The organism is Butyricimonas sp. BSD2780061689_150309_C8 (genome assembly GCF_015560935.1).
Classification (GTDB): domain Bacteria; phylum Bacteroidota; class Bacteroidia; order Bacteroidales; family Marinifilaceae; genus Butyricimonas; species Butyricimonas paravirosa.
Genome location: NZ_JADMSV010000001.1, coordinates 625,862 through 642,106, shown reverse-complemented (window position 1 = coordinate 642,106; position 16,245 = coordinate 625,862). Strand labels below are relative to the sequence as shown.

Below are 16,245 nucleotides of genomic sequence, written 5' to 3'. Positions count from 1 at the left end.
TAAATTACTATTATGAAGCATTTAATTATATATAGCACGATTGTCACATCAATATTCTTTTCTAGTTGTAGTAACTATCTGGATATAGTACCCGAGAATGATATTGAGACAATCGAGACCATTTTTGAAAAACGAGAACAAGCCGAACTATGGTTAAAAAGCTGTTATGTTCTCATGACCGATCCGGTTTCTTCCGTCATCGTAAATCCCGCTTTTACCGGGACAGACGAAGTCGTTGCCGGAGAATATACGCGACAACTTCTCACAACTCAACATAGATGGCAATGGTACGGTTTATTTATCGGCGACGGTCTACAAATGGTTCAAGAACCATATGCCAATATTTGGAAAAAAGACTTATTTTATGCTGCCATTCGTTATTGTAATATCTTTTTCGAAAAGATCGGTGGAGTTTACAATATGCCTGACAACGAAAAAGCTTTATGGGTAGCCGAATTAAAAGCCTTAAAAGCACAACTGTATTTCGAACTCATGCGCCGGTATGGACCAATCATTTTAGTTCCTGAAAATATTGAAGTAAATTCAGATATTGAGATTATGCAACAACCACGTTCTCCTATTGACACTTGTGTAAACACGATTGTCAGGCTATTGGATGAAGCGATGAAAGTATTACCTCCTTTCATGCAAAAAGATCAATCTCGTTGGACATATCATAGTTTAGAATCCGCAGCAACATTAAAAGCACAAGTTCTGCTATATGCCGCATCACCCCTTTTTAACGGGAATCCTGCATATACCAATTTCAAAAATAAAAAGGGAGAACAACTGTTTAACACAACATATGATCATGAAAAGTGGAAACGTGCAGCAGAAGCGACAGACGAGGCGATACAACTTTGTTTAGATGGAGGAAGACAACTTGTCACGGGAAATATGTCTAAAAGTACAGAATTGCTCAATACCATGATGGATATTGAAAACTCAGTGGTAGCGCCAGGTTATGCCAACAACGAGGCTATATACATGATTCGCCCACAAGGTCAGAGCTTACACTTCTGGTATTCTTGGACGTTACCCTATTTCAAAAGTACTGATTATGCTAATTATAATGCATCAATGAAAGGTTGTATCTCTCCAAGCATAAAAATGGTCGAAATGTATTACACGGAACATGGATTACCAATTGATGCTGACAAAGAATGGGATTATTCTTCCCGCTACCAAATGGGAAAAGAAAGTAGTCCTCTATATCGAGATGTCATTCCGTTAAACTCTGATGTACTGGGACTACATCTTCGCAGAGAACCTCGTTTCTATGCAAGTATCGCCGCCGACCGCTGTTACTGGCAAAGAGGAAAAGATGCAGCGCAGAATCTTATCGTGAAAGCTTATCGGGGAGAACAATTCGGTACGCACACCCCCATCATCAATAACTCCTATCCGCAAAACTTAAGTGGTTACTGGTTGAAAAAGGGAAGCTACTCTAATGTCTCAACACGTGATTATTCTTCAGCTATCGATAATCGTGAAGAAGGTGCTATTATTTTCCGTTTAGCAGAACTATACCTGATGAAAGCAGAAGCTTGGAATGAATATTTAGAAACACCTGATGCCGAACACGTCTATAATCCTCTAAATGCAGTACGAGAACGCGCAGGAATTCCAGACGTAGAATCCGCATGGACTAATTACTCAAAAACCCCAGACAAGGTAAAAACGAAAACAGGAATGCGAGAGATCATTCGTCAAGAATGGAACATTGAATTTGCATTTGAAGGGCGTCGTTTCTGGAATTTACGCCGTTGGTTAACCGCTGCTGATGAATTAAATACAGATCTTTATGGATGGAATATTTTAGGAGAAACAGCACATCAATTCTATAATAACTTTGATGGACCTGTCGTTGTATGGTCAAAACGGGAATTCGTCGCTCCTAGAGATTATCTTTTCCCCATTCGTAGCGAGGAAGTTATGGTTGCCGGTTGTGTTCAAAATCCAGGTTGGTAACAAATAGTCTAATACATAAATATAGAATTATGAAAAAACTTATTTATATACTATTGACATTAAGCATATTTTATGGCTGTCAAGAAGACAAAGAAGTCGGTTTTGACATTACCATACCACAAGAAAATATTTCTTTTCAACCCACGGCCGGGGGGGCTATTATGCGTTATCGATTACCAGCAGATCCGGACATTCTATCCATCAGAGTCCGTTATCAAGATGCGTTCGGTAAAGAAATACTACGAACGGGTAGTTATGCTTGTGATTCTTTATTTTTAGTCGGATTCAACGAAGCCCGGCAAGGAGTTCTGGCGTCGATCACTCTTTGCAATCGAAATAACGTGGAATCGGCCCCGTTGGAGATCGCTTTTGACACGAAAGATTCTGGCCCTGTTGCCTTTTTTGAACAACTGGAAGTAAAACCAAGTTGGAACGGATTCATGCTCACATACGATGTCCCCCAAAATGCAAACGGTATGGCTCACGTATTTTATATCGGTAAAGATCCAAAAACACAAGAACCGGACACATTATTGATAAATAGTTTTCAAATCACGGCCGGAGCAGACACCTTAGCATTCCCCCTTGAACAATCCGCCGCCACGAACACGGTTGTAATTCGTACGGAAGATTTTCGAGGTTACATGGTAAAACAGCAAGTTTGGGAAAATATCGAAGCCTACAATACAGCTTTATTATCTCCTTCAAAATTTGACTTTTTAGATCCAGAAGGACTAGCCATAGAAGACGCAGAGGCAAAATTGAGTAAATCATATTTATTCGATGGGGACACGAAAGGGGAAACATCTTTCGGGACAGACAAGAATACCTATGGAACTTATCTAGCCGGACCAGATTGTTTCGGTAAGCCACTATTTATTCTTGACCTTCAAGAGGACAAACTAATATCGGAAGTTCGACTATACAGCATGCTATACACGAAGAAAAGTTTCCCATCAGCACCTTCAGCATGGGACCCTAATCCGGGGAAATACGGTTACGTGTGGGCAGGAAGAATTTTCAACAAGCTTCCTTGCAATGTCACCATTTACGCATCTAATAATAAAGATGACGAAAACTCGTGGAAAGAACTTGGCCATTTTGAACAATACAGGGAACTTGTTAACAATCTCCGCTGGTGTTCCAAGTGTCCTTTGTTGAACACAGTAGACGAACTCAATAGCTTGGAAGAAATCAAAGCGGCCAAACCCCAATACATTTCAATCCCATTTGCCGCAACCGGAAGTTCCTATCGTTTCATTAAGGTTGTGATAAACGATACCTTCGGACTATTTTCCGGCTGGGCTGGAGATATTAACGCAAGCCAATATGTAACATTTCATGAATTCGAGGTTTATACCAAAAAAGACTAAGTTATGGCAATAAAAAAATATTTATGGATACTTATATCTCTCGTCCTTGTCGCTGGTTGCGAGAGTTTGGAAGATACATATAGTGATTATGCAGGTGATGGAGCCATTCGTTATCTAGGGAAATGTACCAAAGTATCGGTAGCTCCGGGATGGAAAAGATTAATCGTGAAATGGGTAAATAATGTGGATCCCGTTATCGATAAAATTAAAGTCCGCTGGCAAGTAAATGATATGAAAGATTCTATTCTTCTAGCCCCAAATACAACAGAGTATAGTATTCCCGATTTAGAAGATGGAAATTACGAGGTTACAGTATGTGCTATTGACAAAAATGGCAATGAGTCTTTAGCCAACCCAATTTTTGGACGTCCTTATACACCCACGCATGAAACAATAATATCCTTTACTCGATTGATTTCCAAACATTACTTTGTAAAGAAACGTTTAGTGCTTTTCTTTTCAACTTGGCAAGAGAACATTTCTTCCGCCCAATTGAATTATTATACTGCAGACGGGAATGTCAAAACCCTGGAATTAACATCCGAATTAATGCAAAAAAAGTATTACTTGTTACCAGAAGAAATTGACCCCGACAAGCCGGTAATTCTAAATCGGGAAGGTCAAGTCGAAGGATGTGATGACCTAATTGTTTTTGACCCGTATCAACTTTCCCGGGATAAATTATACACCAGTGATTTCAAGCATTGGCTTAAAGCAAAATACGGACAAAGTGAGATCTCGGAAGAGTTCATTGAATCTTTAAGAGAACTTGAATATGATTATTCGCTCTCTTCTTTTGAAGACATCTTGAATCTTCCTAATCTAGAAAAATTAGTTCTAGGAAAAAATCGTTACTTGCGAACAGACATGGCAGACCAAGTTCCTCAATCCGAATTATATGATCTGGAACGTAGTCTTTTTGTTCTGGATGTAGCCAACACGGTCTGTGGACTAGCTGTCGATCGTTATAACAAGCATTATATTCCGGATGAAAATTTACCTGCTTATGTAACGAAAAAAAGTAATCCCACGCAACCAGCATTAACGTGTTTGGATGCCAGCACTTGGGAATATACTTGTTCGGAAGAGGATAAATATCCCTACAACTCAAATCTTGAAAATCTATTTGATGGACAACTCAATAACTGGTGGCAACCAGAATTAATTTCAACTTTAGCTCGTACTTACGAAATCACGGTAGACATGAAACAAGTTCAAACCATACACGGCATTAAAATTGTGCAAAAAGCTTTTGACAAAGCAGATTCTCAAAGTGCGAGCCTAATGCCTGGCATGATAAAAGTTAAAGTCTCAACAAACAAGATCTCTTGGGAGGATGCTACATACGTGGAAGAAAACACGATCGGGGCAACGAATGGAGAAACAACTATTCTCTATTTCCCCAATTCGCCCGATGTCCGATACTTCAAATTCATTGTTAATGACCAAGTTTATGGACAAAATTTCTCGGTATCCCTAGCAGAAATCGGGGTATTTTAACTTTATCAAGTAAAAAACACGCACTATTTTCATTAGAAAAGGATTATCCGGTTTAGCCCGGATATTCCTTTTCCATGTACATTTACAAATCAAAGAAATCCCATAAAACACAGAAAAGATGAAACTTTTATTACTAATTGTATTGGTAATAGGGACTTCTATTACCACCATAGCTCAAGAAAATTACAAAATAAGCGGAAAAATCGAGGGGATGGCCGACGGAACCCTTTTATTAATAAGTGAAGAACGAGGGATGGTAGATACACTAGGAATAACTCCAATAATAAACGAGGCTTTCGAATTCACCGGTACGACCGACAAACCGATCGGGGCTTACATCACAACAACCGATCAACAAGGAATCATTCCTCTCATCCTTGAAAATGCAAATTTCACCATATTTGCAGGGACCTCAGGAGTAATAATACAAGGAGGTTTTCAACAAGAAATCTATAATCGGTTCTGTAAAATCAATACAGAGATCATACAACAGCAAACACAAACAGAACTTCAACTTACAGAACAAAAAGGGAATAACTCGAAAGTACAAACATTAATCAATCAATTCAATCAGTTTTTGGAAAATGCACAAGCAAAAGAAAAAAAACTATTACAAGAATATGCCGATACTTATGTCGCTGCCTATGTGATATTTTCCAGTATGCAACAAATGGAATTAGAAACACTGAAAGGTAGGTATTCTTTGCTAGGAGAGAATGCTAAATCAACAATCCCCGGACAAGCAATAGCAAATCTTATTGCTCAACAGGAAAAACTCACGGAAGGAAATGTTGCCCCCGATTTTACAATAAAAAAAACCGATGGAAACTCTATTGTTCTCAGAAATACTAAAGGAAAAGTAAAATTAATTCATTTCTGGGCATCATGGAGTATTCCTTGCCGCCAAGAAAATATAAGCCTGTTAAAAATCTATCAGAAATATCATACAAAAGGTCTGGAAATTATTAGTATTTCTCTAGACAACAATAGGATGGAATGGCTTAAAGCCGTAGGAGAGGATGGAATGATATGGGAAAACGGCTCGGACTTGAAAGGCCAACAGTCTGAAATCGCTCGCCTGTTTTTCGTGAAAAACCTCCCTCATTCTCTCTTGCTAGACGAAAATAATGTAATTGTCGCCAAGAATCTCCGAGATGATGCCTTACGAGAGAAAATCGCAGAACAACTGAAAGGCAAGTAAATGAATATTCTATATTAGTGTTGATGTCGACCTTCAAAACTACGATTTCGAGACAGATGGAACGACAATATATGTAAGCCGCAACTGCGCTCTATTACTTGAAAATGATATTAACAATATTAGTTTAACTTGGGCTGGTATTCTAATGCATGAATTTGTCCATATATTTCAACATTCCACGGACACGTCTCCAATAAATCATGAAATTGACGCTTTTATGGCACAATTAAGTCTTGGAAGTTTTGTTGGTGATTCAGAAACACAACCTTTTTTTGATGTTATATACAGTATGTTAGAGATGCTCGACTCAAATTTAAACTTAAAGAATCCTAAAGATACAAAAAATCTTGAACGACTTTATTTAGAAGCAGTTGAACTATTAAAGAAAATGCCTAAATACGGCGGAAGAACAGAAGAATGGACATTGCGTGGATTCAAAACATTAAAAGATATATTACAATGAAAGCTTTACTTTTATTATTACTATTTTTCCTCTCTGTAGGAAAACTCTTGGGCCAACAACCCTATTACAAATATGGCGAAACTACACACGGGAAAAAAACAAGTTATCACGTCTCTCAAGATTCATTATTCGTCATAATGGAAAAAATTGAAGGGCACCCCATTATGAAGCCAGTTCGATTACAAAATATAAACAACAAACATGATTTATTTGACAACAAAAAATTCCAACGAAAAAATGGACGAAGGTTACTCGAATATCCAATGACTACCGCAGAAATTATATATCGACATTTGAAACAAGAAATGGAAGAATTAGTTGATGCAAAATTGACTATATTTATTCATATGCTTGCAAACAGACAGGGCGACATTGTAGAAATTAGTTTTTCAATCTGGGATCATCCTGCTTGGCAAACTATTCCTCCTGACACGTTCTACATGATAGAGCAAGAGATTAAAAAGAAAATAAAATTAGCCGATCCTGAAAGTTTCAATGAAGACTATATATATGCTATGAAGAATGTTTCATTCTTCGGCACCCAAAAGGAACTATTTAAACGGGAGAAAGAAATGAAAGAATTAAGTAAAGAATTTTACATCGATGAACAAAACCGAAGAAAAATGAGAGAAAAAAGAGAATCAAGAAAATAACTTGGGACACATTAAAAAAGTAATTTTTTAAAAGAACAACAAAGAAAAAATCTACAGAAAAGGACAAACAGAAAGCAAGAGAATAATTTCTCCCTTGTAACTTTTCACACCAGCGTCGTCAAATGCCGGATAAACAACTCTTCAGCAGATTGTACCCAATCTCGAAAAGCCCCAGAATCTGTATTATGGCTCGGAATATATTCCACGAGGCGGGAAACATCGAAAGTCGTACTCTCGATTCCCGCCCCGGCTCCAACTGCATCGGCGGCATTGATTTCCTGCTCCACGTGGGTAGGAATCATCATCACCGGTTTTCCCAAATACATTGCCTCACAGACGGATTCAAACCCGGCGGTCGTGACATATCCCGAACAGCCTTGCATATACTCCAAAAACTTGACATCATTAATCCGGTGGAAAGTTAAACGATCGTTTACCCGAAAAACCGGAGGAGCAGTTTTCTTGTCCCAAAAGAAGTGAGCCTCCTGATCGGGATGGGATTTATGCCACTCTTTTACCTCATCGGCATACCCGGGATTCAGCATATACCCTAAAATATATCCCTTATCCTCCGGAGTAGTTTGTAACACCTCTTCCCGTAAAAGTGGCGGTACGACAGCCATTCTCTCCCGGTAAAAATCTTTCAAAGGGTAGAACGAAAGAGCCAATGTCTTCGTCGCCCCGATGCTACACAACGTGTTATTCAGACGCAATAACATTTCTTCTCTTCCGGTCCCGGTCCCGTACTGGAAGTCGGGATGTTTCATCAGAAACTGGTGAGCGATACAGACAAAAGGAACATGTTCCCGGAAACGCAGGTTCATCAGCCCGGCCAAAATCTCGTAAAAGTTAATTACCACATCCGGCTCCGTTTTTTGAATGTGACGGTGAATCAAATTCACGCTCTTCCTATATTCCCGCAATTTTTTCACCGTGATATTAAGTAATATACTTTTTGTCAGTTTCACCTTCTTGTGATCTTTCCCGTAACAAAAACTCGGGCTGGCAAAAGTCTTTACCTTTGCCCCAATTTTCTCCAAAAAGAAAGCGGGAATCTCCCGGTTACTACTTTTCCCAACCAGCACTTCCACGACCTCATGACCATGACGACGTAACATTTGCGAGAGCGAAATGGCCTGCGTCAGATGGCCTCTTCCCTCTCCTTGAACGATAAATAAATACTTCATACCGCTAATCCCGTGTGTAATACAGTTTCAGATTCCGAATCTCGTACCTCCGTCAAAGCCTTTTCTTCGATATACACGTTCCAGTTTCCATCGTAATCCTCGGTCAAGGCAGAGAGAGATTCCATCCAGTCTCCCGAATTCAAGTAAAGCACGTTCCCGATCATCTTCTTCTCCGGATAGTGGATATGCCCGCAAATCACCCCTTGACAACCTTTCTTCCCGGCAATATCCACGATGTGTTTTTCGAAATCGCTGATATATGAAACCGAAGCTTTCACTTTCAACTTGATTTCCCGGGCAATCGAATAATAGGGCAAACCTTTCTTCAATCGACGGCGATTGTAAATCTTGTTCGCCCACAACAAGAAAGAATATCCCACATCCCCGACTTTCGCCAACCAACTCATAGAGGAAGTCACTTTATCAAACACGTCCCCATGCAGCACGTAATAACGTTTATCCCCACTCGTGTAGATGTAATCCTTCACCACTGAAATATTCGAGAAGGTCAAGGGGATCACTCGATCCAAGAAATCATCATGATTTCCCCGCACGTAAATAATCTTCGTCTCATGAGAGATGTCCAGTAACACCTTGATAAAATTCGTGTGGCGCCGCCGCCATTTACTGTTTTTCCCTCGCATAAGCGACCACCCGTCGATAATATCACCACATAAGATAAGGGTATCGCAAGAGTGTTGTTTTAAAAAACGGGTAACCTCTTTCGTCTTCGACCATTTAGAACCGAGGTGAATGTCCGAAAGAACGATTGTTTTGTAATGTTGCTGTTTCTTAGGCATATATTCATTCCTAAATTACTTATACAAAGGAAGAATTGTATTGTTAAGAAACGATTACCAAAATATGAAATAAATGTTTCGACATTTCCCGTCCATTCCCGCATAAATATTTAAAAGAGTTTTATAACTTGCTACTCGATTAAATAAAAAAAGTATGTACAATTTTGATCAGATAATAGACCGTCGGAACACGAGTTGCGTGAAGTACGACAATCTTGCAAACGTGTTTGGTAGCACGGATATTCTACCCATGTGGGTAGCGGATATGGATTTTCAGGTAGCCCCCGAAATTCTCGATGCCGCTCGTGAATGTTGTGAAAAAGGAATTTTCGGATACACGTTCCGAAGTGATAAAGCCAAACAGGCATTCGCCGATTGGGTGGCACGTCGCCACGGCTGGCAAGTGGACTCCCGCTGGCTGTTAAGTAGTCCCGGTATCGTCACGGCCCTGGCATTAGGGGTTCGAGTTTACACGGAAGAACATGATAAGGTCATGATTTTTACTCCTGTCTATCCTCCATTCTATGCCGTGGTGAAAGATAACAACCGGGAACTCGTATGCAGTACCTTGAAAGTAGAAAACGGACATTACCAGCTTGACTGGGAAGATGTTGAAAAGAAACTGAAAAACGGAGTAAAATTACTGATAATGAGCAATTCTCACAACCCAGTGGGAAGAGTATGGACCAAGGAAGAGCTTACTCAAATCGGAGCGTTATGCCTGCAATACGGGGTTACAATCCTCTCTGACGAAATCCATTCCGACCTTGCCCTCTTCGGACACAAGCACGTGGTAATGGCCTCCCTGTCACCGGAGATTGCCGCGATCACCGTGACCATGATGGCTCCGAGTAAAACATTCAATATCGCCGGGATGATGAATTCCGTTGTCGTGATCTCGAACCCGGAATTACGTCGCCCCTTCGAGAAAGAACTTTTATGTCTGCACTTGGATTTGGGTAATATCTTCGGACACGTCACTCTAGAGGCTGCCTACAAGCACGGGGACGCCTGGTTGGACGAAATGGTTCGTTACCTCGAAAAGAACATCCTGTTTGCCGACCAATTTCTCCGGGAAGAGTTACCCTCGGTAAAAATGATACTCCCGGAAGGCTCTTTTTTACTCTGGCTTGATTTCCGGGCGACAGGGCTATCCCACGAGCAAATTCAGGAAAAACTACTCCACGAGGCGAAACTCGGCTTAAATAGTGGTACGGATTTCGGACCCGAGGGAGAAGGCTTTTTCCGCATGAACATCGGTTGCCCGCTCGAAACGGTAAAAGAAGGATTGGAACGCTTGAAAAAAGCATTCAAGTAAATTTCCAAAATTGAAGGTTAACACTTCCCCAGTGTCTCCTCGTATGAAAGGAAAAAGTTCCTAGTTTCGTGTACAAGGAGATACTGGAGAATACCATAAATACCCGCAGGAAATTCGAAGAAGATTCGATGAACTTAGGGATCAAAGACGTTTCACTTTCGAATCAAAGACGTTTCAAAGACGTTCAGTGAGTGTCTTTGATTCGAATTTGTTCCGATATTGAACAAACTCTATTCTCATTCCTCCACGAATACCTCCCAGAAGCTCTACGAATGATGTCCAAAGAGAGTGTATATCATACTAAAAAGAAAAAAACGATATTAATTAGAACTTATACATTCTCTCTATTTTTTACAATTTAAAATTCATAAACAATTATTCTTGTTTTTTGAGCCCCATCTGTAATATTCATTACAAAATTCCCCTGTTTTCACGTGTATCTTTGTCCTAGAATCAAAAACGACTGACTATGAAACGGACAATTATAAAAATAGACGAGGAAAAATGTAACGGCTGCGGGCTATGCGTGAAAGGTTGCCACGAAGGGGCTTTACAATTAATAGACGGGAAAGCCGTCATGATAAGTGATTTGTACTGCGACGGGCTGGGTGCTTGTATCGGAGAATGTCCCGTCGGCGCTATCGAGCTAGAAGAACGGGAAGCAGAACCATATAGTGAAGAAGCTGTTATGGAGCGCATTGCACCCAAAGGAGAACACGTAATCCTAGCTCATTTACGTCACTTGAAAGAACACGGTGAAAAAGAGTTGGTAAAACAAGGGCTGGACTATTTGAAACGCCATAACATTCCCATAAACCTGCAAGAATTACATCCCACACCGAAATTGGGATGTGGATGTCCCGGTTCCATGGCAAGAGAATTAAAACCCGTCATGAAACCCGCTATAACTCCATGTTCCGGTAGCTCCGAACTCCGGCAATGGCCCGTACAGTTACACCTATTAAACCCGCAAGCCGGGTATTTCCAAAGGGCAAACGTGTTACTGGCCTCCGACTGTTCAGCCTTTGCCTCCGGGAATTTTCACGAACGTTTCCTGAAAGGTAAGATTTTGGCTATTGCCTGCCCGAAACTGGATCATAATACCGATTCTTACGTGGACAAACTTCGTAGCATGATTGACGATGCCCAGATCGACACGCTCACGGTTCTCATCATGGAAGTACCTTGTTGCGGTGGCCTCCTGCAAATGGCTTTAAAAGCGAGAGAAATGGCCTCCCGTAACATCCCGATCAAAAAGATCGTACTTTCCGTGGAAGGGGAAGTGAAAAGCGAAGAGTGGGTATAAAAATAGGTTTATAAACCCTATTATCATGCTGTAAAACATCAAAATACGTGGCGAATGATATTCCTTTATTATTAGCTTTGCAGGCTCAAAAAATAACAGGAATATGAATATTGATTTTACTACAATCATTGATTACATCGGTACATTCGCATTCGCTATCAGTGGAATACGTTTGGCATCAGCCAAGCGATTCGACTGGTTCGGGGCATACGTGGTTGGAGCTGCAACAGCCATCGGGGGCGGAACGACACGAGATTTGATGCTGGGGTTAACTCCTTTTTGGATGCACCAACCCTCCTATCTGATTGTTACAGGACTGGCCTTGTTATTCGTGATTATATTCGGGAAATATGTCATCCGATTGAATAACACGTTTTTCATCTTTGACGCCATTGGATTGGGATTATTTACCGTGGTAGGCATCGAGAAGAGTTTGGTTGCAGGATTCCCAATGTGGGTTGCCATTATCATGGGTATGACAACCGGAGCTGTCGGGGGAGTCATCCGGGATATATTTATCAACGAAGTTCCCCTTATCTTCCGTAAGGACATATACGCTATTGCCTGTATTCTAGGCGGATTAATTTACTTCGCCTGTGACTTCTTTGCCGTGGGACACATCACCACCCAGATCATCACAGCCGGAAGTGTCATTTTAACCCGGGTCGTTGCCGTGAAATACCACATCAGTCTTCCGGTATTGAAAGGGAACGGGGAGTAGTGAATTCATGGAAAGGAATATTGTATCATGGATTATTTCTGTACAATAATATACGGATTATAAATAAATCCACGTTATAAAAAAGACTGTCCCAAGACAGTCTTTTTCTCTTCATAACAAATTCATTCCCTTTTCACTTTCCCAAATCAAGAATTATCTGGTACGTTTTATTAGGTTCCCAATATGCATCATAGACAAACAAGAAATCTTTGTTTACCACAATGTCCAATTGTTGTTTTTGCTTACGGGCAACTTGCGGCTTATGAAGACGTTGCGGAAAAAAATAACAAATCGGCAAATATCCAACAGCACAATGTCTATCACCAAAAGAATATTCCGCCCGAATTTCCCCTCCTAATCGTTCCCATGAAAAAGAAGCGGTCGTCTTAATCGTCACGATACACTTTTTCCCTCTTACTTTGCTAGTTATTATATACGGCTGATCATCCGATAAATCTTTTACCCGTACATTCCACGCCGGATCACCATAATACACCATAATATCACGCTCGTACAGATAAGAAAATTTATCCAACATTTCCTGTTTGCTACCTGTCAATTCTTCAATTTTACTCTCATATTCGTTATAAGATCTATAATAATTCAGTACTAATTTAGAGGTATCTTTGTTAAATTTATAGCATTCTTGCAACAGTTTTGGACTCCATCGATTCAGTTTACACAACATGTCCTGTTGATTCAGAAAATGAGCTTCTGCCAACGTAAAACGTCCTGCATCTGTCATCCAATACTTTAATGTCCCCCACTCTCCCCTTCCATGAAATGATATTTCCATACTACCGATCAAAGCGGTTACATCAAGATCACTCAACCAAACAACAGGAACACTCTCCTTTGTCCCGAAAGTATTAGCGCCGGACATGGGGGTAAAACAAACTCTAGAGTTATTTCCCAACTTTAATTTCCGATCCCCCCACCATAATTTCCCTTGTCGAGGAACAATTTTACCCTCTCGGTAATCATCCAGTGATACCAAATTGAATTGATTCTTAAATTCTTCCACTTGATAAATGATTAAATCCGGATTATGTTGTTCTCCCCAACTCACTACTTTATTTGCCAGTTCCTTATACCGCCCTGCCATATCTTGATTAAATTCGGTATTCTTTTCTCTCCATTCATTCTCCTCTGTACTTAAGCCCATTTGTTCAAAATACTTCCCATCTTTAAAATCATTCACCCCAATACACCATGCACTTTTAATTTCTTTAGGATTCTGGGCTCTTTCAACTAATCGTAACGCCGCATCCGCATCATATCCGGTGATAATTCCCCACAAAAAATCCCCGTAGAAATCATCATCAATCTCGCGACTCATCCGGTTTAAATTGATTATAAAATCTCGATTAATATATTCCGGTTTTTCTATCACGGCAACATAACGGGGAGATAATTCTTTCAAAAGAGGTAAGGCTTCCGAAGGTAATTTATCATAATTCACAACCTTTGCCTGATGAATTTCTGTCAATCGATTTACCACTTTATCCCAAGATACATCCGCATAAACCGACTTTCCCACCAACACCACGTAATCAGTCTCACTTGTCTTCGCCCATAGATGCCATACCACTCCCATCAAGATTAGTAAAGTCAAACCTATTTTTAATATTGCTTCTCTCATCTTGTCAAATCTTAATATTTACCCTATTCTTAAGCCTATATTCCTTTCAAGGTCATAAGTGTTTCTTTCGTTTTTTTGTCCGAAGGACGAGTCATGAAAGCATTCACGATGTTCCCCTTTTTATCCAATAAAATAAATCGAGGAATAGCGTCAATTTCATAAAAACTTACGAGATCTTTCACTTTCCCCGCGTAAAGTTGGATTCCACCTAATTTTTCCATCTCCACAAATGTTTTCCACTCTTTTTTGTTTTCATCAATAGAAATACTTACAAACACTATTTTTTTCCGTTTCATCTCTTTTTCCAATGCCTTCAGATAAGGAATTTCCGCTTTACAAGGGCCACACCAAGTAGCCCAAACATCTATATACACGTACTTCCCCTTTAAGTCTTTTAACGAAACCCACTTTCCGTTCACGTCAAGGTAACGAAAATTAAAAGAAGGTTGCCCGCTCTCCAATCGTTTCGGTTGACCATCAACTTTTTCAACATATTGACCATGAAAGGACTGGCTTTCGCCAGCCCTAACCATTGCCACAACACACAATAACAAAATCGCACATCCAATGCCCTTATGTAATATCCCTTTCATTTTTTGACATTTTGAATTAAACAGATACTTTCCACATCACCTTCAATGCCTTATCAGAGATTCCTTTATACTCTTTCTCAACCTCTAACGTATCAGCATTCAGTATCAACAATCTTCCTTTTAACTCCGTGGTTGCATTCGGGTTATAAACACATACATAAATATGTTCCTCATTCGGACTACACGCAATACAGGTAATCTCATCATTTTCATCCACGAACTCAAAATCAGGTTCCTCCGGCAGTTTCGGTTCATTGGCCATATATACCCAACGATACAGCTTATTGTCTTTGTAATAGTAAATATGCTTATATTTATCATTTGAACACATTTGACACTCATGTGTCAAGGTCATCTCCTTTGCCAAAGTATATTCATAAATCCCAGACTCAAATTCAAGCTGATCATCTATCGTTTTATGTATCCTGATCTTTGACGGATCATTTTTATCTTGAGTTATAAACACCATACACCCACTCGTTCCCAAAAAAGAAGCATTTACAATATATTCTCCGGCAAAACGATCTCCGGAATTCCATTTCCCGACACTCCCGTTCTCCATGGAATGCACTTCCGAATGAGTATTATCAATGAGGCAAGCCACGTAATTAAGTATCGACCATCCTTCAATAACCATAATACCTAAGATTGCTTTATCAAACTTATTATAAGCTGCAGGCCGCGGTCGGGCAATAAAACCCCTAACCTCGAAAACACCAATATCTTCGGGATTGCCGACAGCGTCATTACTGGCAAAAAGTACTTCTGATATACCGGAATGATCACTCCCGAAAAGAGTTGTAGGATACATCTCCGGGCAATAAGCCCGAACATCTACTTGATTTTCTATCAAGAAATTCTGCGCATTCAGACAATAAAGAACTTGATCCGTCTCTGAAGAAACAACAAGCCCGGTACCAGTTTCCGACTGACTGACTTGTGAAATATATGAAATGATAGCGTCCCGTAACCCGTGTAAAGTTACTCCCGGATTAGATTGTTTAAAAGCGTTCAGATTAAAGTCAGATTCTTTTTTAGACAACACTTCATTCTCTTCTTTCAATCGCAAAAAAGAAAATCTTCCCACATCCGACTGATCGTTACTCAGTACTAGAATCCCCTGTTCAAAAGGAGCCTGCACGTGTACTTGGAAAAATTTGAAACTACTACCATATTGATTTTCCACTCGTAATCGAACCCGAAAAATCCCGGAACGGGGAAATTTATAATCCAGCACCTTATCCGTTCCTATCAACCTTAGTGAATCACTTAAAGCACCACCATCCGTTGCTATAAACTTCCATTCGTACGCTAAAGGAAGATCTGGTTGCGATTGTGTTACCTCGGGGTCAATCAAAACACTCGTTCCAAAATCCTGATAATAAACCGAATCCTCCGTTGTAATCGTAATGGGAGAACCTTCTGTACGGAAACCAGATGACTCATCCTTTATGCATCCATAAAGTAATAACCAAGCCATCAATCCAATTATGATATACCTCATTCTTTCTTTCATA

The 16,245-nt window shown here is 40.1% G+C and carries 14 protein-coding genes; 9 read left to right on the top strand and 5 right to left on the bottom strand.

The window, feature by feature from the left end:
• Positions 1-12 precede the first annotated feature (12 nt).
• The 6 genes from I2I33_RS02440 to I2I33_RS02415 all read left to right on the top strand — a co-directional run bounded on the left by I2I33_RS02440 (position 13) and on the right by I2I33_RS02415 (position 7,161).
• Positions 13-1,971, top strand: a complete 1,959-nt coding sequence (locus I2I33_RS02440; protein WP_087419348.1) for a RagB/SusD family nutrient uptake outer membrane protein — start codon at positions 13-15, stop codon at positions 1,969-1,971.
• A 29-nt stretch (positions 1,972-2,000) separates the two neighbouring features.
• Positions 2,001-3,344, top strand: coding sequence for a DUF4959 domain-containing protein (locus tag I2I33_RS02435; RefSeq protein WP_087419347.1), 1,344 nt, complete (start codon positions 2,001-2,003; stop codon positions 3,342-3,344).
• Between the two features lie 3 nt (positions 3,345-3,347).
• A complete protein-coding gene (locus I2I33_RS02430; RefSeq protein ID WP_087419346.1) occupies positions 3,348-4,844 on the top strand; it encodes a DUF4998 domain-containing protein in 1,497 nt (498 codons plus the stop codon).
• 118 nt (positions 4,845-4,962) lie between these two features.
• A complete protein-coding gene (locus I2I33_RS02425) occupies positions 4,963-6,045 on the top strand; it encodes a TlpA disulfide reductase family protein (RefSeq protein ID WP_087419345.1) in 1,083 nt (360 codons plus the stop codon).
• Positions 6,046-6,262: 217 nt separating this feature from the next.
• Positions 6,263-6,508, top strand: a complete 246-nt coding sequence (locus I2I33_RS02420) for a hypothetical protein (RefSeq protein ID WP_087419344.1) — start codon at positions 6,263-6,265, stop codon at positions 6,506-6,508.
• Positions 6,505-7,161, top strand: a complete 657-nt coding sequence (locus tag I2I33_RS02415; protein ID WP_087419343.1) for a hypothetical protein — start codon at positions 6,505-6,507, stop codon at positions 7,159-7,161. Before I2I33_RS02420 ends, I2I33_RS02415 begins: the two co-directional genes overlap by 4 nt.
• 104 nt (positions 7,162-7,265) lie before the next feature.
• Here the strand turns inward: I2I33_RS02415 and I2I33_RS02410 are convergent, their stop codons facing one another.
• Positions 7,266-8,348 carry a glycosyltransferase family protein gene (locus tag I2I33_RS02410; RefSeq protein WP_087419342.1) on the bottom strand — a complete coding sequence of 361 codons (1,083 nt, stop codon included), beginning with the start codon at positions 8,346-8,348 and terminating at the stop codon, positions 7,266-7,268.
• Positions 8,345-9,148, bottom strand: coding sequence for a UDP-2,3-diacylglucosamine diphosphatase (locus I2I33_RS02405; RefSeq protein ID WP_087419341.1), 804 nt, complete (start codon positions 9,146-9,148; stop codon positions 8,345-8,347). Before I2I33_RS02405 ends, I2I33_RS02410 begins: the two co-directional genes overlap by 4 nt.
• Before the next feature lie 154 nt (positions 9,149-9,302).
• Here I2I33_RS02405 and I2I33_RS02400 point away from each other — a divergent pair, with 154 nt between their 5' ends.
• The 3 genes from I2I33_RS02400 (at position 9,303) to I2I33_RS02390 (ending at position 12,493) form a co-directional block, all read left to right on the top strand.
• Positions 9,303-10,466, top strand: a complete 1,164-nt coding sequence (locus I2I33_RS02400) for a MalY/PatB family protein (RefSeq protein ID WP_087419340.1) — start codon at positions 9,303-9,305, stop codon at positions 10,464-10,466.
• Between the two features lie 469 nt (positions 10,467-10,935).
• Positions 10,936-11,772 carry an ATP-binding protein gene (locus I2I33_RS02395; RefSeq protein ID WP_087419339.1) on the top strand — a complete coding sequence of 279 codons (837 nt, stop codon included), beginning with the start codon at positions 10,936-10,938 and terminating at the stop codon, positions 11,770-11,772.
• 103 nt (positions 11,773-11,875) lie between these two features.
• Positions 11,876-12,493, top strand: coding sequence for a trimeric intracellular cation channel family protein (locus I2I33_RS02390; RefSeq protein WP_087419338.1), 618 nt, complete (start codon positions 11,876-11,878; stop codon positions 12,491-12,493).
• A 133-nt stretch (positions 12,494-12,626) separates the two neighbouring features.
• Here I2I33_RS02390 and I2I33_RS02385 read toward each other — a convergent pair whose 3' ends face one another.
• Genes I2I33_RS02385 through I2I33_RS02375 form a run of 3 tightly spaced genes read right to left on the bottom strand, consistent with a single transcriptional unit; the run spans position 12,627 to position 16,244 of the window.
• A complete protein-coding gene (locus tag I2I33_RS02385) occupies positions 12,627-14,135 on the bottom strand; it encodes a hypothetical protein (protein ID WP_140402529.1) in 1,509 nt (502 codons plus the stop codon).
• 35 nt (positions 14,136-14,170) lie between these two features.
• Positions 14,171-14,728: a TlpA family protein disulfide reductase gene (locus I2I33_RS02380; protein ID WP_229128156.1), complete on the bottom strand. Its 558-nt coding sequence runs from the start codon at positions 14,726-14,728 to the stop codon at positions 14,171-14,173.
• Between the two features lie 16 nt (positions 14,729-14,744).
• The gene (locus I2I33_RS02375; RefSeq protein ID WP_087419336.1) at positions 14,745-16,244 is read right to left on the bottom strand and encodes a hypothetical protein; all 1,500 of its coding nucleotides are present in this window, start codon (positions 16,242-16,244) and stop codon (positions 14,745-14,747) included.
• Between the last annotated feature and the right edge of the window lies 1 nt (position 16,245).